This is a genomic window from Streptomyces sp. NPDC001903 (genome assembly GCF_042891345.1).
Taxonomy (GTDB): Bacteria; Actinomycetota; Actinomycetes; order Streptomycetales; family Streptomycetaceae; genus Streptomyces.
Genome location: NZ_JBIASZ010000003.1, coordinates 347,685 through 369,483 on the forward strand (window position 1 = coordinate 347,685; position 21,799 = coordinate 369,483).

Consider the following 21,799-nt stretch of genomic DNA (forward strand, 5'->3'; position numbering starts at 1 on the left):
CGCCCCCGCATGCCGCTCGTCCTCGGCCTGCTCGCGGTGGCGCTCCTCGCCTCCGCCGTCGCGGGCCTGGCCCTGGGGCCGGTACGGATCGCCCCCGGCCGGGTCCTGGACATCGTGCTCGGCGGCCCCGGGCAGCGCACCGGGGCGTTCGCCTCCATCGTGTGGGACGTGCGGATGCCGCGGCTGCTGCTCGGCGCGGTCGTGGGAGCCGGGCTCGCCGTGGCGGGCACCGTCCTGCAGGCCCTCGTACGCAACCAGCTCGCCGATCCGTTCCTGCTGGGGGCCTCCTCCGGGGCCTCGCTGGGCGCCGTCCTCGTCATCGTGCTCGGCGCGGGAGCCGCGGCCACGGGGGGCGCCCTCGGCGCGATCGGCGCTCTGGGCGTGCCGGCCGCCGCGTTCGCGGGGTCGATGGGCGCGCTCGTCGCCGTCTACGCCATGGCCCGGCGCGGCGGCACCATGACCACGGGGCGGCTGATCCTCGCCGGGGTCGCCGTCCAGTACATCCTCTCCGCGCTCACCAGCCTGGTGCTGGTGCTCGCCGCGCACCCCGACCAGATCCGGTCCGTCCTGTTCTGGACCCTGGGCGGCCTGGGCGGCGCCCGCTGGGGTGAACTCGCCCTGCCCGGCGCCGCGCTGCTCGTCGGCACCGCCCTGCTGACCGCGCTCGCCCGGCCGCTCGACCTGCTCCTCGCGGGGGAGGAGGGCGCGAGGACCCTCGGCCTGGACACCGGGCGCTTCCGCGCGGCGGTCTTCGTCCTCACCTCCCTCGTCATCGGTGTGCTCGTCGCCTACAGCGGCGCCATCGGCTTCGTCGGGCTGATGGTCCCGCACGCCGCCCGGATGGTCGTCGGCGCCGGGCACCGGGCGCTGCTGCCCGTGGCCGCGCTGGGCGGGGCCGTGTTCCTGACCCTGGCCGACCTGGTCGCCCGTACGGCCGCGGCACCCGAGGAGATACCGGTCGGCGTGGTCACCGCACTCGTCGGAGGGCCCTTCTTCCTGTGGATGCTGCGCCGCTCCACCCGGGTCGAGGGGGTGGCGGGATGAGCGGGCCGCAGCCGGTGGACCTCGCCGTCGAGGCCGTGCGCTACGCGACCGACGGGCACACGCTGCTCCACGGAGTCGACCTCACCGCCCGGCCCGGCGAGACGGTCGGCGTGGTCGGCCCCAACGGCAGCGGCAAGACCACGCTGCTGCGCTGCGTCTACGGGACCCTGCGGCCCACCGCCGGCCGGGTGCTGCTGGACGGCGCGGACGCGGCGCGGCTGGGCGCCAAGGAGCGGGCCCGGCGGGTGGCGGTCGTCCCCCAGGAAGCGGCGGGGACCTTCGGGCTGACCGTCCGCGAGGTGGTCGCGATGGGGCGCAGCCCGCACAAGCGGTTCTGGGAGCAGGACGGCCCGGAGGACGACCGGCGCGTCGCCGAGGCCCTGGAGACCGTCGGTGCGGGCGGGTTCGCGGGCCGGCGCCACGACGAACTCTCCGGCGGGGAGCGCCAGCGCGCCCTGGTGGCCCGCGCCCTCGTCCAGGAGCCGGGCCTCCTGGCCCTCGACGAGCCGACGAACCACCTGGACATCCGCTACCAGCTGGAGGTCCTCGCCCTGGTCCGCGCGCTGCCCGCCACCGCGCTGCTCGTCCTGCACGACCTCAACCTGGCGGCCTCGTACTGCGACCGCCTGTACGTGCTGGCGGGCGGCCGGGTGGCGGCCTCGGGGACACCCTCGCAGGTGCTGACCGAGGACCTGCTGGCCGAGGTGTACGGGGTCCGCACCCGGATCGGCCTCCATCCGGCCACCGGCGCGCCGAACATCGTCTACCTCCCGCTCGACGGGAAGTGAGCGGGAGGCGGACGCATCCGAAAGACCCGGCCTAGCCGGCGCTGGGCTCCTGGTAGCCGTACGGGCGGGTGATGATCTCCATCCCGTGGCCCGAGGGGTCCAGGAAGTAGACGCCGCGGCCGCCGTCGTTGTGGTTGATCTCCCCGGGCCGCTTCATGTGGGGGTCGGCGAAGTACGGGATCCCGCCCGCCCGGATCCTCCCGAACGACACGTCGAATTCCTCCTCGGACACGAGGAACGCGTAGTGCTGGACGGTGAGGGACTCGGCCGGGACGGTCGCGAAGTCGAGGGTGACGCCGTTGGCGGTGTCGACGGGGACGAAGGGGCCCCACTCGGTCCCGACCTCAAGGCCGAGGACGTCCGCCAGGAATGCGGCGGCTTCCCGGTTGTTCCGGGAAGGGACGATCGTGTGGTTCAGCTGTACTGACATGAGTGAATGCCTCCGCAAGGCACATCACGGGCACCTCCATGCCTCACCCGGTCGGTGACCGACACGCGATGCCGTGATCACGATCCTAACCCCCGTACACCGCCTTGACATTGTCCTGCGCGGGGTGTGCGCGCCCGGCCGGGCCCGCGGCGAACGCCCGCAGCACGTTCTCCGTCACCCGGGTGGTCAGTGCGCCGGCCTTCGCGTCGAGGCCGTGGTTGGCACCGCTGCGGCCGTCGCCCGTGGCGTCCAGGGCTTCCACCCACCGCATGGTCCCGGTCGCGAAGACGCCCGCGCCGCTGGGAACCGTGTAGTACGCCGTGTCCTGGTGGCTGGGCCGGCCCTCGCACACCACGGGGGAGTGGGCCAGTATCTCGATCGGCCGGGGCGTCGGGAACCCGGTGTCGACCTTGTCGTACTCCACCCCCACCAGGTGGGGGAAGTGGTCGCCGGCCTTCACGCCGGTGCCCTCGAACAGCCAGTGGCCGGGGTGGGTCACCACGTACGGGGCGTCCACCGGGTAGCCGTCGTAGATCACGCCGAGCAGCGAGCTCTCCGGATCGGCACCGGGCGCCGAGCGGAAGTCGACGGTGGCCGGCTGGCCGCGCTTGAACCCGGGGTCCTGGTCGTAGGCGGACTTGTAGCAGACCACCGTACGGTCCGGCCCGAGGTCGGAGGGCTCCAGCCGGATCCGGCGGAAGCAGCAGTTCGCGCCGAGGACCGCGATGTTGGTCCCGGCATCCCGGGCGGCGGTGAAGTGGGCCCGCTGCTCGGGCGACCAGTACTCGTCGTGGCCGAGGGAGAGGACCGCCGCGGCCCCTTCCAGCAGCCGCTTCTCCCGCGCGACATCGGTGGTCGTCGCGTAGGCCAGGGGTATGCCGAGCCGCTCGGCGAGGGCGAGCAGCGGGGCCTCGTACACGAGGAACAGGCCGGCGCCGTCGTCGTACTCGTACGGCCGGTCGAAGGTGACGCAGAGGGAGCGCGAGGCGTAGCCGCCGCTGGGGCCGTCGTAGCTGCCGTAGCCGCCCCAGCGGTTGTACGCCTGCCAGGTCGCCACCGCGTTCACCACGACCGTACGGCCGGCGCCCGCCGCCGAGCGGACGGTGACCGGGACGAAGCGCTGGCCCTCGCCGCCCTGTGCGTCGAGCCGCAGCAGGTAGCACCCCTCAGGCCAGTCCTTGGTCTCGACGGTGGTCGTACGGGGCCACCGGGCACGGACCATGCGGGTCGCGGAATCCACCGTGTGCTCGGGCTGGCGCACGCCGGGCAGCGCCTCGGACCGCCACACCAGTCGGGCCCGGGCGCCGCCGTACCAGCCCATCCGGTAGGCGGAGACGGTGAAGCGGGGCGCGGTGGTGGACACGTGCAGGCCGAAGGACTCGCCGGACAGGACGCTGACCTTGTCGGCGAAGCCCTCGATGGCCCGGGCCGCCCCGGCCTTGGTCACACGCCAATCGGCATGCCCCGGCTTGGCGTTCTCGGCCCTGACGTCGAAACCGGCCGGCCCGCCCTTGCCCGCCGTCGCGCCGGGCGTCGCGCCCTTGCCGTCGCCCTTCGCCGCCGCCCCGCCGGTGGTGCCGTTCCCGCAGCCGGCAACGGCGCCGAGCCCGGCGGCGGTGGCCGCTCCCGTCGCGATCGCGAGAAACCGCCGCCTGCCCGCGCCCGCGTCCTCGCCGGTCCCGTCCCCGGCCATGTACTCCTGATCCATGGAGGGCACGCTATGTCACGCTTGACGCCTCACCCCAGCCGGACCACCACCTGCTGGCCGGCGCCCGCCGCCGCGGTGAGGTTCCCGAAATCGAGCCGCAGCCGTGCGCCCGTGGCCTCCGCGACCAGGCTCGGCGGGCGGGAGATCACCGCGGCGACGGGGCGGTTCCACACCACGCTCAGCGAGGCCAGGGCCCGGGCCGGGTCCGCGACGCAGAGCGCGGCCGTGCCGTCCGGCCTCTCCCGCACCGTCACCGAACAAGGTGCTCCCGCCTCCAGCGGACCGGCCGATCCGGCCTGCCAGAAGTTGACCCCGGTGAAGCCCAGCGAGGGCACCCGGACCCCTTGGGCCGTATCCGAGTTGGCGAGTACGGACAGCCATCCGGAGGCGGCTCTCGCGGCGGTCTGGGCCACCGTCGCCCCCGGCAGCACCTGGTGCACGTACCCCGCTCCCGCCGGGTCGTTGCCGTGGTCGTACCAGAGGGTGAGGTAGCGCCGGGTCAGAGCCGTGGTGGAGCCGCCCCGGTTGATATCGCTCCACCGGCCGGTACGCGCCTCCCGCAGGGCCCTGAACGAGCCCGAACCCGACATCACGTACCCGCCGAAGCCCGCCAGATGGGCCCAGCCGGGGGCGGGGAAGGCCGCCGACCAGCCGAGGGCGGCCGGCTGGACCGTGCCCCCGACGGTGAGGGCATGGGTCCCCGAGGCGCCCAGGTTGCGGTTGTCGACCACCGTCTCGACCGCGTTTCCGTCCGAGCAGCGGATACCGGCCCCCAGACAGACGATCGTGTCGTCCAGGAAGAACCAGGACGTGCGGGCGGTGAGCGTGCTGCCCAGGCCCCGCAGGTGCTGACCCAGGGAGGCGAACTCCCCGTCGGTCGTCCCGCCCACCCAGGCCGCGTCGGGCCGTGACGCCCCCCAGTCGCCGCCCGCCCCGTCGGCGAGCACCTTCCGCGACACCGTCGTCCCCGGCAGCCGGTACGGGTCCACCGTGGGCCAGAAGGCGTCCGAATACTGGCCGTTGCCGTAGCCGGCCCCCCACCAGGAGAGCATCCCGCTGCCGGTGTGCCAGCCGCGCAGGTTCTCCCCGTTGCCCGTCTCGTAGTGGGCGATCCGCTTCGAGGCCATGGACAGCGAGGCCGCCCAGCCGGGCCGCCGGTGCGTGGCCCGGTCCATGGACGCGAACAGCCGGTGCCCGACCGGCTCGGGCAGTGCCGTGACCGACGCGTCGGCCTCGACCCGCGCCAGGCGGGCCAGCGAGGACAGGGCCAGGGACGGGTCCGCGAGGGGGCGGCTGTAGTAGTCCCGGGCCATCCAGCCCTTCACCAGCCCCCGCCAGCGCACCCGCTCGGCCGCGCTCGCGCCCTCCGAGAGCAGCAGGATCGCGGCGAGCACCGCATGCCCCCGGGCGTGGTCGTCCTGCTGGACCTGCCGCGGATCGGTGACCATCAGACCCCGGCTCACCGCCCGCCCCGACACGGAGTCCATGATCAGCCCGTTGAACAGGAAGGGCGCCCAAGCCCGTTCCACCGCGTCGAGGGCGATCTGCGCCCCGGGGTCCGTGACCTCCCACGCGGTGCCCTTCAGCAGCGCGAACAGCATCCCCAGTCCGCCGAGCAGCACCGCCCCGTACGTCCCCGTGTACGGCACCCAGGTGTGCTGCACGAACGACCCGTCCCGGTACAGCCCGTCGCCCGTGGTGACGTACGGGAACACCGGAGCGAGCGCGTCCCGCGCCAGGGCGATCTTCGCCGAGTCCCCGCCGACCACCCCGCGCAGCGCCAGCACCCGGCACAGGTCCACCCGGTTCGCCCCCGTACTGGTCCCGGAGTACGAGCCGACGACCGAGTCCGGGACGAAGTGGTCGACGGCCGCGCAGAAGTCGGCCACCCGAGCGGCCGGCAGCTCCGCGTACAGCAGCACGCACAGGTCCAGCAGGGCCTGCGGGGCGCCGATCTGCCAGCAGTACCAGTTCCCGTACCGCGCCCGGCCGGCGTGGTAGACGTCCGCGTGCAGGTGGTCCAGCCCGGTCAGCAGGGCCGAACGCAGCCCGGCGTCCCCGGTGACCCCGGTCCCGGGCCGGACGTAGGCCTCGGCCATCGTCCGCAGCCGGTAGTAGCTCTGCATCATCATCTCGGGGTCGCCGGCGTACCCCAGGTCGGGCCAGAGAGAGCCGGCCGCCGGAGCCATGGCGGAGCGCCACCCGCCGGCCAGGGCGCCGAGATCGGCGAGTCTCGAACGGAACGGCTCGGCCGCGGCGGGGATGTCACCGCCCAGGAAGAGCCCGCGCCACACCGCCCGCATGGCGTCGTGGACCCCGTCCGCCGGCGCGGCCCCCGCCCGCGCGGCGCCCGCCCCCAGCAGGAGCGCACCCCCGCCCGCGACGGAGAGGAAGGCGCGCCGACTCCACACGTCTGTCATCGCATGCTCCTTGTCCGATCCCGACCGGCCACGCCGGCCCCTCGCTTGCCCCACTCGGAATGCACCGGGCCGCGTGTTCCGGGCACGGCTCACGCCACGTGCTCGCGGTAGCGGTCGATCACCTCCCGCAGCACCTCGGAACCGTCGCGCGCCCACAGCCCCGGATGGAAGATCTCCACCTCCACCGGGCCCCGGTAGCCGGCCGCGTCGGCCAGCTCCCTGAACGCCCGCAGATCGATACAGCCGTCGCCCAACTGCCCCCGCCCCAGCAGCACCCCGGCCGGCAGCGGGGTCACCCAGTCGGCCACCTGGACCGACACGATCCGCCCGCCCGAACCCGCCCGGCGCAGATCGGCCGGCAGCCGCTCGTCCCACCACAGGTGATAGGAGTCGGCGACCACTCCCACCTGCTGCGCCGGGAACTGCTCGGCGATGTCCAGGGCCTGGCCGAGCGTGGAGACCACACAGCGGTCTGACGCGAACATCGGATGCAGGGGCTCGATCCCCAGCCGTATCCCGTGCGCGGCGGCCCACGGGGCGAGCTCTCCGAGGATGTCGGCGATCCGCCGCCGCGCCCCCGCCAGGTCCCGGTCGCCGTCGGGCAGTCCCCCCGAAACCAGGACCAGCACCTCGGCGCCCAGCTCGGCGGCCTCCTCGACGGCCCGGCGGTTGTCCGCGAGGGCCGCGGCCCGCCCCACGGGATCGGCGGCGGTGAAGAACCCGCCGCGACACAGCGAACTGACCCGCAGCCCGGCCCCGGCGACCAGCTTCGCCGTCTCGCGCAGCCCGAACTCCCGCACCGGATCCCGCCACAGTCCGACCGCGCCCACCCCGGCCGCGAGGCACCCGTCGACCAGCTCGGGCATCGACCACTGGCGGACGGTCTCCTGGTTCAGGCTGAACCGGGCCGGGGCCGGCCCCCGGCTCACGACTCCACCCCGTACACCGCGAGGAGCCGGCGCATCCGCGCCTCGGCGAGCCCCGGATCGGGGAACAGGCCCAGCAGGTCCGCCTGTTCGTACGCGGTCGCCAGATGGGGGAGCGGCCGGGCCGACTGGAGCCCGCCCAGCATCGTGAAGTGATCCTGGTACCCCGCCAGCCAGGCCAGCAGCACCACCCCCGTCTTGTAGTAGCGGGTCGGCGGGGCGAACAGGTGCCGTGACAGGGCCACCGTCGGATCCAGCAACGCGTGGAAACCGGCGGTGTCGTCCCGGTCCAGGGCCGTCCCGGCCCTGGCGGCCAGCGGGGCGATCGGGTCGAAGACGCCCAGCAGCGCGTCGCTTCCCGGCTCCGCGGCCCCTTCCCCGGCGATCAGCTCGGGATAGTGGTAGTCATCGCCCGTGTAGCAGCGCACGCCCGGCGGGAGTCTGCGCCGGATGTCCCTCTCCCGCTCCGCGTCCAGCAGCGAGACCTTGACCCCGTCCACCTTCTCCGGTTGGTCGGCGACGACCTTCAGGAACACCTCGGTGGCCGCGTCGAGATCGGCGTGCCCCCAGTAGCCGGCCAGCTCCGGATCGAACATCGGACCCAGCCAGTGCAGTACGACCGGCCGGGCGCTCTGCCGCAGCAGCCTCCCGTACACCGCCAGATAGTCCTCCGGTCCGCGCGCCGCGGCCGCCAGAGCCCGGGAGGCCATCAGCACGGCCCCCGCCCCGCAGTCCTCGACGTGCGCGAGCTGTTCCTCGTACGCGGCGGTGATAGCCGTCAGCGCGTGCCCGGCGCCCGGGGCGAGCTGGTCGGTGCCCGCGCCGCAGAGGATCCGGCCGCCCACCGCTCTGGCCTCGGCGGCCGACCGGCGGATCAGCTCCGCCGCGGCCGGCCAGTCCAGACCCATCCCGCGCTGGGCCGTGTCCATGGCCTCCGCGACCCCCAGGCCCTGCGCCCACAGCCGGTGCCGGAAGGCCAGCGTCGCCTCCCAGTCCACCGCCGGGCCCGGCCGGGATGCCGGACCGCCGGCGCAGGCGGCGAGCGGATCCGCCACCACATGCGCAGCGGCATAGAACCTGCGGCTGCGCGCCGGACCGCAGACCAGCGGCGCGAGCGGATCGGTGGCGGGCCGGTACAGGCGGTGTCCGCCGTCCGCCTCCGGGAGCCGGATGCTCACAGGACCACCTCCGGCACCGGCAGCCGCCGGCCCTCCGCGGAGGAGCGCAGCCCCAGCTCGGCGAGCTGCACTCCGCGCGCGCCGGCCAGCAGGTCCCACTGCCAGGGCTCGTCGAGCACGACATGGCGCAGGAACAGTTCCCACTGGGCTTTGAAGCCGTTGTCGAACGGGGCGTTGTCCGGGACCTCCTGCCACTGGGCGCGGAAGGCCTCCGACTGCGGCAGATCGGGATTCCACACGGGCTTGGGCGTCGCCCCCCGGTGCTGGATGCGGCAGCCGCGCAGCCCGGCGACCGCCGACCCGTGTGTCCCGTCCACCTGGAACTCCACCAGCTCGTCGCGGTGGATCCGTACCGCCCAGGAGGAGTTGATCTGTGCGACGGCGCCGCCCTCCAGCTCGAAGACCCCGTACGCCGCGTCGTCCGCCGTCGCCTCGTACGGCTTTCCCTCCTCGTCCCAGCGGCGGCCGATGTGCGTACGGGCCAGGGCCTGTACCGTGCGGACCCGGCCGAACAGCTCGTGCAGCAGGTACTCCCAGTGCGGGAACATGTCGGCGACGATGCCCCCGCCGTCCTGCGCCCGGTAGTTCCAGGACGGCCGCTGGGCCGGCTGCCAGTCACCCTCGAACACCCAGTACCCGAACTCCCCGCGCACCGACAGGATCTCGCCGAAGAAGCCGCCATCGATCAGCCGCTTCAGCTTGAGCAGTCCCGGGAGGAACAGCTTGTCCTGGACCACCCCGTGCTTGACCCCGGCCTCCGCGGCCAGGCGGGCCAGCTCCAGCGAGGAAGCGAAGCTCAGAGCCGTCGGCTTCTCGCAGTACACGTGCTTGCCCGCCGCCACGGCCTGCCGGACCGCGGCCTCGCGGGCGCCGGTGACCTGCGCGTCGAAGTAGATCTCCACCTCGGGGTCGGCCAGCACGGCGGGAAGATCCGTGCTGATGTGCTCCAGCCCGTGCTCCTCGGCGATGGCCCGCAAGGCGGGCTCCCGGCGTCCGACCAGCACCGGCTCGGGCCACAGCACCCGGCCGTCGCCCAGGTCCAGCCCGCCCTGCTCGCGCAGGGCGAGCAGCGAGCGGACCAGATGCTGGCGGTATCCCATCCGCCCGGTCACGCCGTTCATGGCGATCTTGATCGTCCTGCGCTCCACGGTGTCCCCTCCTTCAGGCTCGTCGTCCGAGGAAAGCGCGATAGAAAGCGCTTTCACTTCCGTCAGGCTAGGACGGAGAACGAGCGCTGCGCAACACTCGTTCGAGTGATGGAAAGCGCTTTCTCTTTGGGGGAGTATGGAGATCCACACCCGGATGAGACGATGAGCCGGGACGAGCAGGAGGGGTGAAGGATGGCGGTGACTCTCGCCGAGGTCGCGGCGCACGCGGGCGTGTCGCCCGCGACCGTCTCGCGCGTGCTCAACGGCGGATATCCGGTGGCCGGCGGCACCCGGACCCGCGTGGAACAGGCCGTGGAAGAGCTCGGCTACGTGGCCAACGGCCCCGCCCGCGCCCTCGCGGCCGCCACCTCCGACCTGGTCGGCGTGCTCGTCCACGACGTGGCGGACAGCTTCTTCGGCATCCTCGCCGGATCCCTGCAGAGCGCCCTCGCCCCGGCCGGCCGCAGCGATCCGCGCCGCCTCGCCGTCGTCTGCAACACCGAGGGTGCCCCCGAAGCCGAACTCGCCTACCTCACCCTGCTGGAGGGCCAGCGCGCCGGCGGGGTCGTCCTGACCGGCGGCGCCGTCGAGGAGCCCGGGCACACCGCAGCCCTCGCCGCCCGCGTCACCCGGATGGCGGATGCCGGCGCCCCCGTCGTCCTGTGCGGGCGGCCCCCGCTGCCCGTGCCCCCCGCGCTGCCCGTCGCCACGGTCATGTTCGACGACCGGGGCGGGGCCTTCCGCCTCGCCGAGCACCTGCTGTCGCTCGGCCACCGGCGCATCGCGTACGTGGCCGGCCCGCCGGGGCTGAGCACCACCCGGGAACGGCTCGGCGGCCACCGCGCGGCGCTGCGACACCACGATCCCGCCCTGCCCGAGGCCTGCGACCCGCTCACCGTGCACGCCGGGTTCGAGCGCTCCGCCGGTTACGACGCCACCCGTGAGCTGCTGCGCCGCGGAGCACCCTTCACCGCCGTCGCCGCGGCCAACGACACCGTGGCCACCGGAGTGGCCGCGGCCCTGCGCGAAGCCGGTCTGCGCATCCCCGAGGACGTCTCCGTCGCCGGGTTCGACGACCTCCCGGTCTGTGTGGACACCGCCCCCGCCCTCACCACCGTCCGCGTACCGCTGCGCGAGGCCGGCATACTCGCCGCCCAGCTCGTCACCGGCCGCAAGCCGCCGCCCCCGGGCGGCATCACCACCCTGCCCACCGAACTCATCGTCCGCGGCTCCACCGCCCCGCCCCCGCCCGAGGGGAACCGGCCGTGAGGTACGCCTTCTCCACGCTCGGCCTGCCCGGCGCCACGCTCGAGCGGAGCGCCGCCCTCGCCGCCGGCCACGGCTACGAGGGCCTCGAACTGCGCGCCCACCCCGAGGAGCCCCTGCACTCCGGCAGCCCGCCGGCGGACCGGGCGGCGGCCCTGCGCGCCCTCACCGCCGCCGGGGTCGCGGTCCTCGGCGTCGCGGGCTATGCCCGGGTGGCCGCCGCGGGTGCGGACGAGCCGGTCCTCGCCGAACTGCACGGCCTGGTCCGGCTGGCCGCAGACCTCGAAGCCCCGTACGTCCGGGTGTTCCCGGGCGGCGCCGGGCAGCCGGGGGCCGCGGCCGACGCCCACGCCGTCCGCCGGCTGGCCGCCGCCGCACCGTTCGCCGAGCGGCACGGGGTCCGGATCCTGCTCGAGACGCACGACTCGCACCGGACCGGAGCGGACGCCGCGCGGGTGCTGGACCGGGTCGGGCAGGGCGGCGCGGGCGCGCTGTGGGACGTACTGCACACCTGGCTCGGGGGCGAGGAGCCGGCGCGGTCACGGCGGGCGCTGGGCCCGCATCTGGGCTACGTACAGGTGAAGGACGTGGCGTCGGCGCAGGAGCTCACCCCGCTCTCGCTCGGCGCCGGGGTACTGCCGCTCGCCGAGGCGGTGGCCGTCGTACCGCAGGACGGCTGGCTCTGCTGGGAGTACGAGAAGCGCTGGTATCCCGGCGCCGCCGAGCTGCCGGGTCAGCTCGCGCGGGGCCGGGAGTACCTGGAGCGGCTGGCGGCCGGGGGAGCGGGCGCGGGGGCTCAGGCCGAGTAGGCGAGCCGGCCCCGGTCCACGGCGTAGCGGAAGTCCAGCCCCAGGGCGTACCGCTCCAGCTCCTCGACCGCCGTCGCCGCGAGCCGGTCCAGCTCCCCGCCCAGCGATCCCGCCACATGCGGGGTGAGCAGCACGTTCGGGAGGTTGTACAGCGGGGAGCCGGCCGGCAGCACCTCGGGCTCGGTGTGGTCGAGCACGGCGTGCAGCCGCCCCGCGACCAGCTCCTCGGTCAGCGCCGCGGTGTCGACGAGGGAGCCCCGCGCGGTGTTGACCAGCGTGGCGCCGTCCGGCATCAGGGCCAGCCGCGCCGCGTCCAGCAGATGACGGGTCTGCGCGAGCGCGGGGGCGTGCAGGCTCACCACGTCGCTGCGGCGCAGCAGTTCGTCGAGCGCGCAGGACTCACCGCCCAGCGCGGCGAGCTCGCCGGGGTCGGCGTACGGATCGTGGACGAGGACGCGCAGGTCGAAGGGGCGCAGCAGCTCCATCACGCGCCGGCCGATGAGAGAGGCGCCGACGATGCCGACCGTGCGGTGGTAGTTGCCGACGGCCGGGTAGCGGCGCAGCAGGTCGATCGGGCCGCGCGCCGCCCGGTAGGCGTGGGCGGCTTCCAGGACCCGTTTGTTGGCGAACAGGATCGCGGCGAGCGTGTACTCGGCGACCGGCACGGCATTGGCGGCGGCCGCGCTGGAGACCAGCAGCCCGCGTTCCCAGCAGGCCTCCGTGACATGGTGTTTGACACTGCCGGCGGCATGCACGACGGCGCGCAGCCGCGGCATCCGCTCCAAGGCCTCGGCGTCGAGCGGCGGGCAGCCCCAGCCGGTCAACAGCACCTCGGCGTCGGCGAGACGGCGGCGGAGCTCGGGCTCCTCGTGCTCGAAGCCGGTCAGCAGCAGGTCGGTGTCCACATCGGCGACCCGGACCAGCTCGGGCAGCATGCGGCCGCTGAGGACGGCGGCCCGGGTACCGGGGCTCATGGCGAGGACGGTGGCGGGGCGGCGCCGGGCGCCGGGCCCGGCGGGGAAGAGGCGGTGGGTCACTTGACGGCTCCTGCGGTGAGACCCGAGCGCCAGAACCGCTGCAGGCCGAGGAAGGCCAGCACGAGCGGGACGACGGCGACGAGTGAACCGGTGATCACCAGGGGATAGAGCTCGGGCTGCTGGTAGACGCTGCGGTTCCACATGAACAGGCCCAGACTGACGGGGTAGAGCCGCTCGTCGTTGAGCATGGTCAGCGCGCCGTAGAAGTTGTTCCAGATCGCCGTGAAGGTGAACAGGAAGATGGTCACAAACCCCGGCCACAGCATCGGGAACGACACGTGCGCGAAGAGCCGCAGTTCACCTGCGCCGTCGACGCGGGCGGCGGCCAGCACCTCGTCGGGGACGTAGCCCTCGGCGAACACCCGCGCCAGGTAGACGCCGAAGGGGTTGACCAGGGCGGGCACCAGGTACGCCGCGTACGTGTTCACGGCGCCGGCCGCCGAGGCCATCAGGTACAGCGGCAGCTGGAGCACGGTGGCGGGGACGAGGACCCCGGCGAGGACGACGCCGAAGAGCTTCTCCTTGTGCCGGAACCCGTACGCGTGGAAGGCGTAGCCGCAGGCCACGCTGATGAGGGCGGAGAGGGTGGAGCCGACGACGGTGTAGAGGAGGCTGTTGGCGAGCCAGCGGCCGAAGATGCCGTCGTCGTACGCGAAGAGCTCGCCGAGGTTCGTGACGAGGCTGAAGTCGCCCAAGGCGTAGGGATCGGTGGCGAAGAGGTCGCGGCGGTTCTTGGTGGCGGCCAGGACCAGCCAGGCGAGGGGCATCAGGGTGTACGCCGCGACGAGCAGGAGGGCGGCGTTGACGGCGGTACGGGAGAGGAGGCCGCTGCCGCGCGCGCGGCCGGCCCGGGCCGCGGGCGGGGCGGCGTGGGCGGGTGTCGGGGCCGGGGCAGGACCCCGGGCAGGGCCCGGGGCCGGGCCCGATGCCCGGGCGGCGGCGAGTGAGGCGGTCATGCGGACCTCCAGCGGTTGCCGAGCTTGGTGACGACGTACGAGGCGGCCGCGGCGACCAGGGCCAAGAGCAGCGCGCCGGCGGCCGCCAGCCCGTAGTCGTGGCCCTTGAAGGCGGCGCTGAAGATGTACATGGTCGGGGACCAGGACTCGCCCATCTCGGTGGCCCGGAGCTGGAGCAACTGCGGGGCGTCGAAGAGCTGGACGGCGCCGACGCAGGTGAACAGGACGGTCAGCACGAGGGTGGGCCGGATGCTCGGCACCTTGACCTGGAAGGCGGTCCGGAGCGCTCCGGCGCCGTCCATGGTGGCGGCCTCCAGGGTCTCGCGCGGGATGGCCTGGAGCCCGGCGAAGAAGATGATCATGTTGTAGCCCATCCACTGCCAGGCCGAGATGTTGACCACGGACAGCAGGGCCTCGTCGCGGCCGAAGAAGTTCCAGGAGAGCCCGGCCGAGTCGAGCACGTCGAGGACGGGGCTGAGGCCCGGTGTGTAGAGGTAGAGCCAGACCATCGCGGCGATCAGGCCGGGGACTGCGTGGGGCAGGTAGAAGGCGATCTGGAAGAACCGCCGGGCGCGGGCGAGGGCGGAGTCCAGCAGCAGGGCGAGGACCAGCGCGCCGCCGACCATGACGGGGATGTACAGCAGGCAGTAGAGCGCGACGTGGCGGAACGAGGCGAGGAAGAGGGGATCGGCCAGGGCCTCGGCGTAGTTCCCGATTCCGCTGAAGACCCGCCGGGTCCCGCCGAATCCGAGGCCGGACTGCTCCTCGCGGAAGAGGCTGAGCCAGGCGGCGTACCCGATGGGGGCGACGGTCACGAGCGCGAAGAGGAGGAAGAAGGGCGCCATGAACCCGGCGGCAGCGGCGCCGGTCCCTCCGGTGGTGCGGCGGGGGCCGGGCGGTGGCTGCGCCGAGCGGGATGCGTCTGCCGAGCGGGATGCGTCTGCCGGTCGGGGCGCCCCGACCGGGCCGGCGCCCGCGCCGCCGTCGGCGCCGGTGCCCGGGCCGACGCCCTCGACACGCGCGGCGCCCTCGACACGCGCGGCGCCCGCGGCCCGCGCGGTCGCATCCGGGGTCTCGGGCCGGGTCCCGGGGGCGGCGGGCATCAGCCGGCCAGGCCCAGGCCGCGGTCCTTGACGGCCTTCTCGGCGGCCGACTGCCCCTCGCTCAGGGCCTTGACCAGGTCCGGCCCGGCGGCGTTCTGCGCCGCGTTGACCTGGAGGTGGACCGGGCCCCAGGTCCAGCCCGGAACGATGGTCGCCGCGGCCGCGCCGGCCAGGCCGTACGGGTCCTGCCCCTCGAAGTACGCCGTGTCGAACAGCTTCGCCGCCTCGGCCCGCATCTCGGCATTGGCCGGCAGGGCGCTGCTCGGCGACTTCAGCGAGCTGAGCCGCGCCTTGATCGCCTCCGGGTCGGTGGTCACCCACTTGATGAACTCCGCCGCCGCCTTGGTCTGCTTGCTGCCCTTCGGCACGATGTACGAGGTGCCGCCGTACATGCCGGTGGCGGGCTTGCCGTCCCAGGTCGGCAGCGGGGCTATGCCCCACTTGCCCTTGAGGTCGGGGTAGTTCGCGAGGAAGGTGCCCGCCGTCCAGGCCGCGCCGATGACGGTGGCGACCTGTCCGGACGAACGTTCCTTCGCCTCGCCCTCACCCCACAGCGGGGTCTTGGAGGCCACTCCGGAGGCCATCAGGCCGTTCCAGTACTCCGCCACCTTCCTCGAGGCGGGGTCGTCGATCGCGACCTTCCACTTCTCGCCCTCGGTCCCGTACCAGCGGGCGCCCGCCTGCCAGGAGAGGCCGGCCAGCACCGCCGGGTCACCGCCGCCGAGGTTCGTGATCCGCACCGCCGGGTCGGCCTGGTGGATCTTCTCCGCGGCCGCCTTGTACTCGTCCCACGTCTTCGGCACGGCCACCCCGTGCTTCTCGAAGATGTCCTTGCGGTAGAAGAGTTCGAGCGGAGTGACGTCGAAGGGCACGGCCCATGTCTTGCCGCCCAGCTTCACCAGCGACTGGACCGCCTCCGGGAACTTCTCCGAGACGAGCTTCCCGGAAGTCCCGCTCAGGTCCTCCAGATTGCCGCCGCTCGCGAACTCCGGGAGCGCCGCGTAGTCCATCGTCGCGATGTCCGGCGCGTTGCCGCCCTTGACCGCGTTGGCCAGCTTCGCCGCCCCGTCCGGCCCGCCCGGCACCGCCGAGAACTGCACCCGGATGTTCGGGTGCGTCGCGTTGAAGGCATCGGCCGTCTGCTGCGCGCCCGCGGACGAGGACCAGTAGGTGACGGTGACCGGCTGCTCAGGGGAGCCGCCGGCCGCCCCGGCCCCGCCCGGCTCCGCCTCCCCGCCGCACGCGGTGGCGAGCAGGGCCAGGGAGGCGACCGAGGCGGTCAGGACGAGTCGGGGCATGCGGGAGGAACGGAGGCTGCGCGACATGGAGTGGCTCCTACGGACGACCGCTGACGGCGGCGGATGGGAGAACGCGGCCCATCTTTTGTGCGAACGGGCACACCGTCAAGAGCGAATGCGCAACTCGATCGAAATGATCAGATCGGCGAGTCCTTTTCCGTTCCACTTGAACGGATCGTCAACCGCGGGAGCAGCTCCACGTGCTGCCGCGGGCCCTCCTCCCCACCCGTGCCGGCCCCCGTCGCCGTCAGCCGGTCCAGCAGCAACCCCGCCGCCCGCGCCCCCACCTCGCGCTTGGCCGGCGCCACCGCCGAGAGCGGTACGTCGGCCAGCTCCGCCACCTCGTCGTCGTACGTGATCACCGCGAGGTCCTCCGGCACCCGCACCCCGCGCGCCTGGAGCCTGGGGATCAGCATGATCGCGTCCGTATCGCTGTGGATCAGGGCGGCGCTCACCCCGCCCGTCGTCACCGCCTCGCACAGGTAGTCCAGCGTCCGCGCGAACAGGTCCGCGTCCGAGAGCGGGCCCGGCCCGGCCGCCGGCCACGGCGGCGCCGGCTCCAGGCCGAGCGCGGCCACCGCCGCCTCGTACCCGGCCCGCAGCCGCGGCGTCGTCGGCGTCGCACGGCTGGCCAGCGCGATCCGCCGGTGCCCCCGCTCGACCAGGTGCTGCACCGCGGCCGCCGCGCCGTGCGCGTGGTCGGAGGCGACCCGGTCCAGCGCCGCCGCCGGATGCCCGGGCGGGGCCCAGCGTTCCACCAGCACCGTCGGAACCGGCAGCTCCGTGGTCCACGCCCCCTCGCCGGGGCCGGGCGCACCGGCGTCCCAGTTCGGGGTGAGCAGCAGTCCGTCCGCCCCGGTGGACAGCAGCCGGTCCGCCTGCGTCCGGTCCTCGCCCGGCAGGTACCGGGTCAGGCCCACGGTCAGCCGGGCGCCGCGCGCCTCGACCACCTCGCGTGCGCCGCGCACGACGTCGGCGTAGTAGTACTCCGTGGTCGGCACCACCATCCCGACCACCAGCCCCTCGGCATCCGCCGAGGCCGACGCCCGGCCGCCGGCCGGGGCCGGCGAGACCTCCGCCGCCGCTGCCGGGGCCCGCGCCGCCCGGTCTCCGCCCGGCCGCCCGGTCTCCACGCGGCTGATCACCCCGTGCATCCGGTGGATCTCGCCCCGGGCCGCCATCGCCTCGATGTCGCGCCGCAGGGTGACGGGCGAGACGCCCAGCTCCACCGCCAGGTCCGCCACGCGCACGCTGCCCCGGGCCCGGACGAGCGCGAGCACCTGCGCCTGCCGCTGGTCCACATGTGGTCTCAAGGTTCCCTACCCCCTGCGGTCTTCCGACGGCATCCCTGTCCGCGCCGTGTCCCCGCCATCATAGAGAACCGGACCGATCGTTTCGATCGTTTCCGATCAACCGGTCATTGACGGCGTGGACACCACGTTCATATATTCGGCGGAGTCCCGCACCTCACGGCATCACGACCTCTCTCGGGAGTCAGCGCATGCTCACGTACGACCAGGACGGATTCCGGCGCGCAGGGCGCCCCCACCGCATCGTCTCGGGGGCCCTGCACTACTTCCGGGTCCATCCGGACCTGTGGGAGGACAGGCTGCGGCGGCTGCGCGCCCTCGGCGCCAACACGGTCGACACGTACGTCCCGTGGAACTTCCACGAGAGCGCCCCGGGCAAGGCCGACTTCACCGGCCCGCGCGACCTCGGCCGCTTCCTGCGCACCGCCCAGGACCTCGGTCTCGACGCCGTCGTCCGCCCCGGCCCGTACATCTGCGCCGAATGGGACTTCGGCGGCCTGCCCGCCCGGCTCCTCGCCGTCGACGGCCTGCACCTGCGCTGCTCGGACCCGCGCTTCGAGGCCGAGGCCGACGGCTGGTTCGACCTCGTGGCCCCCGAGCTGCTGCCCCTGCTCGCGAGCCGCGGGGGTCCGGTCGTCGCCGTCCAGATCGAGAACGAGTACGGCTCGTACGGCAATGACACCCGCTACCGGGCCCACGTGGAGCAGGCCCTGGTCGAACGCGGCGTGGACTGCCTCCTGTTCACCGCCGACGGGCCCGAGGACGCCATGCTCCAGGGCGGCATGCTCCCCGGCCGGCTCGCCACCGCCACCTTCGGGGCGCAGCCCGCCGAACGCCTCGCCCACCTGCGCCGCTACCAGCGGTCCGGCCCGCTCGCCGCGATGGAGTTCTGGATCGGCTGGTTCGACCACTGGGGCGAGGACCACCACGTCCGCGCCGTCGAGGACGCGGCCCGGTCCCTCGACGAACTCCTCGCCACCGGCGCCTCCGTCAACCTCTACATGGCCCACGGCGGCACCAACTTCGGTTTCTGGGCCGGCGCCAACCACACCGGCTCCCGCCCCGGCGACCCCGGCTACCAGCCCACCGTCACCAGCTACGACTACGACGCCCCCATCGGCGAGGCCGGCGAACTCACCCCCAAGTTCCACGCGTTCCGCGAGGTCATCGGCAGGTACGTGCCGCTGCCCGACGGCCCGCTGCCCGAGCCGCCGCCCCGCATCACCCCGGCCCTCGCCGTCCCCGCCGGCACGGCCCCGCTCCTGGACCACCTCGACCTGCTCGGCGGGGAGCCCGTACTGCGCCCGGCGCCCGAGCCCATGGAGAAGCTGGGCCAGTCCCACGGGCTGATCCACTACCGCACCGCCATCACCGGGCCGCGCCCCGCGATGCCCGTCCGCATCGACGGACTCGGCGACCGCGCGTACGTGTTCGCCGACGGCGAGCCCCTCGGCATCCTCGACCGCAACCGGCCCGACGAGGGCCTCGATCTGGCGGTCGGCGAGGCCGGGGTGGTCCTCGACGTCCTCGTCCGGGCCCAGGGCCGGGTCAACTACGGCCCGCTCCTCGACGACCGCAAGGGCATCTGGCGCGGTGTCCGGCACGGCCACCAGCAGCTGTTCGAGTGGGAGATCCGGCCGCTCCCGCTCACCGACCTCACCCTCACCGGTCTCACCGCAGTCACCGGCCCCGACCGGCCATCGGCGAGCGGGCAAACCCCGGCGGACGCGGGCCGCCCGGCCTTCCACCGCTTCACCCACGCCCTCGCGGGCGCCCCCGCCGACGGATTCCTCGACGTCTCCGGCTGGGGCACCGGCCTCGTCTGGCTGAACGGATTCCTCCTCGGCCACTACGACACCCCCCGCGGCCCGCAGCGCACCCTCTACGCCCCCGCGCCCCTCTGGCGGACCGGCCGGAACGAGATCCTCCTCCTCGAACTGGAGCGCCCCGGCGCCGATCTGCCCCTGCGCGACCGCCCCGACCTCGGCCGCCCCACGGTCGTCACCCTCGAGTGAAGCCGCGCACCGCCGCCGAACCGGCGTACCCCGCACACGCGCCCGACCTTCCCCTGAGAGAAGCTCTTCCCGTGAAGCGAACGAGCACCCGCCTGGCCGACGGCCGCGAGATCCTGTACTACGACGCCGACGACGGGGCGGCCCGCGCCGTCCCCGACACCCGTCCCCTCGACGCCTCCGCGACCTCCTCAGAGGTCCGCCGCGACCCGCTGCTCGGCGACGCCGTCGTCATCGCCTCCCACCGCCAGGGCCGCACCTACCACCCGCCCGCCGACGCCTGTCCGCTGTGCCCCTCCACCGACGGGCGCGCGAGCGAGATCCCGGCCCCCGACTACGACGTGGTCGTCTTCGAGAACCGCTTCCCCTCCCTCGCCGGCGACACCGGCCGCTGCGAGGTCATCTGCTTCACCCCCGACCACCGGACCTCCTTCGCCGAGCTCGACGAGGAACGCGCCGCGCTCGTCCTGGCCGCCTGGACCGACCGCACCGCCGAACTCTCCGCCCGCACCGGGGTCCGGCAGGTCTACTGCTTCGAGAACCGCGGCACCGAGATCGGCGTGACCCTCGCACACCCGCACGGGCAGATCTACGCCTTCCCCTTCATCACCCCGCGCACCACCCGCATGCTCGCCACCGTCGCCGCCCACCGCGCCCGCACCGGCCGCAACCTCTTCGAGGAAGTGCTCGCCGCCGAACGCGCCGAGGGCACCCGGGTCGTCCTCGAAGGGGAGCACTGGACCGCCTTCGTCCCGTACGCGGCGCGCTGGCCGTACGAGGTCCACCTCTACCCGCACCGCCGCACCGCCGACCTGACGACCCTCGACGACGCCGCCCGCGCCGAATTCCCGCGCGTCTACCTGGAGCTGCTGCGCCGCTTCGACCGGCTGTTCGGGACGCCCGCGCCCACCCCGTACATCTCCGCCTGGCACCAGGCGCCGATCTCCGGCGGCGACGAGGGTCAGGACCAGGGCCGGGCCCGGGCCGACTTCGCCCTCCACCTGGAGCTCTTCACGGTCCGCCGCACCGCGGACAAGCTCAAGTACCTGGCGGGCACCGAATCCGGGATGGAGGCCTACATGAACGACGTCCGGCCCGAGGACGCGGCCGCGCGGCTGCGGGAGGTGGCGAGCCGATGAGCACGGCCGCGGACGGATTCCACCGGCTGTACGGGGCCGCGCCCGAGGGGGTCTGGGCGGCTCCGGGCCGGGTCAACCTGATCGGCGAACACACCGACTACAACGACGGCTTCGCCCTGCCCTTCGCCCTCCCGCACCGGACCGAGGCGGCCGCCGCCCGCCGCCCCGACCGGATGCTGCGGCTCCACTCCGCCGGCTTTCCCACGGGCGTGGTCACCCTCCCACTCGACGCCCTCGACCCGGCCCGACCGCCCGAGGGCCCGGAGAGCTGGGCCGCCTACCCCGCCGGAGCCGCGTGGGCGCTGCTCGACGCGGGCCTGCCCATCGGCGGCGCCGACCTGTACATCCGCTCCGATGTACCCACCGGAGCCGGACTGTCCTCCTCCGCCGCCCTGGAGGTGGCCACCGCCCTCGCCCTCACCGACCTGTACGGGATCCCGCTCACCCGGCCCGAACTGGCCGCACTGGCCCGCCGAGCCGAGAACGCGTACGTCGGCGTGCCCTGCGGGGTGATGGACCAGACGGCCTCGGCCTGCGCCACCGAGGGCCACGCCCTCCACCTCGACACCCGCTCCCTCGAACAGCGCCACATCCCCTTCGACTGCGCGGCGGCCGGGATGCGCCTCCTGGTCATCGACACCCGCGTCAAACACGCCCTCGGCGACGGGGCGTACGCCGAGCGCCTCGCCTCCTGCCACGGCGCGGCCGCCGCGCTCGGGCTGCCCGCCCTGCGCGACCTCCCCTACGAGGACCTGGAGCCGGCGCTGGCCCGCCTCGGGGATCCGGTCCGGCGCCGACGCGTCCGGCACGTCGTCACCGAGAACGAACGGGTCGTACGGGTGGTGGAACTGCTGCGCGCCGGACGGCTGCGCGAGACGGGCCCGCTGCTCACCGAGGGCCACGCCTCGCTGCGCGAGGACTACGAGGTCTCCTGCCCGGAGCTCGACCTGGCCGTGGCCACCGCCAACGCCGCGGGTGCGTACGGGGCCCGGATGACCGGCGGCGGATTCGGCGGCTCGGCCCTGGCCCTGATCGACGCCGACGCCGAGGCCGACGTGACCCGGGCGGTCACGGAGGCCTTCGGCGCGGCCGGGTTCACACCGCCGCGCGTGAGGGCGGCGGCCCCGGCCGCCGGGGCCGGGCGCATCCTCTGAGCAGGGCGGGGGACCCCGAACCCGAACCCGACCCTGACCCCACCGCCCCCGCCGCCTGCGCCCCCGCCCCCGA

At 74.2% G+C, this 21,799-nt stretch carries 18 protein-coding genes; 7 read left to right on the forward strand and 11 right to left on the reverse strand.

Features of this window, described 5'->3' with window-relative positions; genetic code table 11:
* The first annotated feature begins 9 nt into the window (after window positions 1-9).
* Together ACFYZS_RS08330 and ACFYZS_RS08335 are read left to right on the forward strand one after the other, a co-directional pair.
* Window positions 10-1,044 (forward strand): FecCD family ABC transporter permease, encoded by a 1,035-nt coding sequence (locus tag ACFYZS_RS08330; RefSeq protein WP_389008819.1) that lies wholly within the window; start codon window positions 10-12, stop codon window positions 1,042-1,044.
* Complete coding sequence (locus ACFYZS_RS08335; RefSeq protein WP_389008141.1) at window positions 1,041-1,832, forward strand: ABC transporter ATP-binding protein; 792 nt, start codon at window positions 1,041-1,043, stop codon at window positions 1,830-1,832. The genes ACFYZS_RS08330 and ACFYZS_RS08335 overlap by 4 nt, the downstream gene beginning before the upstream one ends.
* A 31-nt stretch (window positions 1,833-1,863) precedes the next feature.
* On the opposite strand, the gene ACFYZS_RS08340 is transcribed toward ACFYZS_RS08335, so the two are convergent.
* The 6 genes from ACFYZS_RS08340 to ACFYZS_RS08365 form a co-directional block, all read right to left on the reverse strand.
* Window positions 1,864-2,262, reverse strand: a complete 399-nt coding sequence (locus tag ACFYZS_RS08340; protein WP_389008143.1) for a VOC family protein — start codon at window positions 2,260-2,262, stop codon at window positions 1,864-1,866.
* Between the two features lie 85 nt (window positions 2,263-2,347).
* A complete protein-coding gene (locus ACFYZS_RS08345; protein WP_389008145.1) occupies window positions 2,348-3,970 on the reverse strand; it encodes a N,N-dimethylformamidase beta subunit family domain-containing protein in 1,623 nt (540 codons plus the stop codon).
* A 29-nt stretch (window positions 3,971-3,999) separates the two neighbouring features.
* Window positions 4,000-6,390: a polysaccharide lyase 8 family protein gene (locus ACFYZS_RS08350; RefSeq protein ID WP_389008147.1), complete on the reverse strand. Its 2,391-nt coding sequence runs from the start codon at window positions 6,388-6,390 to the stop codon at window positions 4,000-4,002.
* Between the two features lie 89 nt (window positions 6,391-6,479).
* Entirely contained in the window at window positions 6,480-7,319 is an 840-nt protein-coding gene (locus tag ACFYZS_RS08355; protein WP_389008149.1) for a sugar phosphate isomerase/epimerase family protein, read from the reverse strand.
* Window positions 7,316-8,494: a dihydrodipicolinate synthase family protein gene (locus ACFYZS_RS08360; RefSeq protein ID WP_389008151.1), complete on the reverse strand. Its 1,179-nt coding sequence runs from the start codon at window positions 8,492-8,494 to the stop codon at window positions 7,316-7,318. The genes ACFYZS_RS08355 and ACFYZS_RS08360 overlap by 4 nt, the downstream gene beginning before the upstream one ends.
* On the reverse strand, window positions 8,491-9,615 hold the full coding sequence (locus ACFYZS_RS08365; protein ID WP_389008822.1) for a Gfo/Idh/MocA family protein: 1,125 nt from the start codon (window positions 9,613-9,615) through the stop codon (window positions 8,491-8,493). The genes ACFYZS_RS08360 and ACFYZS_RS08365 overlap by 4 nt, the downstream gene beginning before the upstream one ends.
* A gap of 219 nt (window positions 9,616-9,834) precedes the next feature.
* Here ACFYZS_RS08365 and ACFYZS_RS08370 point away from each other — a divergent pair, with 219 nt between their 5' ends.
* A complete protein-coding gene (locus tag ACFYZS_RS08370; RefSeq protein ID WP_389008153.1) occupies window positions 9,835-10,911 on the forward strand; it encodes a LacI family DNA-binding transcriptional regulator in 1,077 nt (358 codons plus the stop codon).
* On the forward strand, window positions 10,908-11,717 hold the full coding sequence (locus ACFYZS_RS08375; protein ID WP_389008155.1) for a sugar phosphate isomerase/epimerase family protein: 810 nt from the start codon (window positions 10,908-10,910) through the stop codon (window positions 11,715-11,717). Before ACFYZS_RS08370 ends, ACFYZS_RS08375 begins: the two co-directional genes overlap by 4 nt.
* Here the strand turns inward: ACFYZS_RS08375 and ACFYZS_RS08380 are convergent.
* From ACFYZS_RS08380 to ACFYZS_RS08400, 5 genes are all read right to left on the reverse strand, one after another.
* Window positions 11,705-12,754 carry a hydroxyacid dehydrogenase gene (locus tag ACFYZS_RS08380; protein ID WP_389008157.1) on the reverse strand — a complete coding sequence of 350 codons (1,050 nt, stop codon included), beginning with the start codon at window positions 12,752-12,754 and terminating at the stop codon, window positions 11,705-11,707. The genes ACFYZS_RS08375 and ACFYZS_RS08380 overlap by 13 nt on opposite strands.
* On the reverse strand, window positions 12,751-13,710 hold the full coding sequence (locus tag ACFYZS_RS08385) for a carbohydrate ABC transporter permease (protein WP_389008160.1): 960 nt from the start codon (window positions 13,708-13,710) through the stop codon (window positions 12,751-12,753). The genes ACFYZS_RS08380 and ACFYZS_RS08385 overlap by 4 nt, the downstream gene beginning before the upstream one ends.
* Window positions 13,707-14,555, reverse strand: coding sequence for a carbohydrate ABC transporter permease (locus ACFYZS_RS08390; RefSeq protein WP_389008163.1), 849 nt, complete (start codon window positions 14,553-14,555; stop codon window positions 13,707-13,709). Before ACFYZS_RS08390 ends, ACFYZS_RS08385 begins: the two co-directional genes overlap by 4 nt.
* Window positions 14,556-14,812: 257 nt before the next feature.
* Window positions 14,813-16,138, reverse strand: coding sequence for an ABC transporter substrate-binding protein (locus ACFYZS_RS08395; RefSeq protein ID WP_389008166.1), 1,326 nt, complete (start codon window positions 16,136-16,138; stop codon window positions 14,813-14,815).
* Between the two features lie 110 nt (window positions 16,139-16,248).
* A complete protein-coding gene (locus ACFYZS_RS08400) occupies window positions 16,249-17,424 on the reverse strand; it encodes a substrate-binding domain-containing protein (protein ID WP_389008169.1) in 1,176 nt (391 codons plus the stop codon).
* Window positions 17,425-17,612: 188 nt separating this feature from the next.
* Here ACFYZS_RS08400 and ACFYZS_RS08405 point away from each other — a divergent pair, with 188 nt between their 5' ends.
* The 3 genes from ACFYZS_RS08405 (at window position 17,613) to galK (ending at window position 21,726) form a co-directional block, all read left to right on the forward strand.
* Window positions 17,613-19,436 (forward strand): beta-galactosidase family protein, encoded by a 1,824-nt coding sequence (locus ACFYZS_RS08405; RefSeq protein WP_389008172.1) that lies wholly within the window; start codon window positions 17,613-17,615, stop codon window positions 19,434-19,436.
* Window positions 19,437-19,507: 71 nt separating this feature from the next.
* A complete protein-coding gene (galT, locus tag ACFYZS_RS08410) occupies window positions 19,508-20,572 on the forward strand; it encodes a galactose-1-phosphate uridylyltransferase (RefSeq protein WP_389008175.1) in 1,065 nt (354 codons plus the stop codon).
* Window positions 20,569-21,726, forward strand: a complete 1,158-nt coding sequence (gene galK, locus ACFYZS_RS08415; RefSeq protein ID WP_389008178.1) for a galactokinase — start codon at window positions 20,569-20,571, stop codon at window positions 21,724-21,726. The genes galT and galK overlap by 4 nt, the downstream gene beginning before the upstream one ends.
* Window positions 21,727-21,799 lie beyond the last annotated feature (73 nt).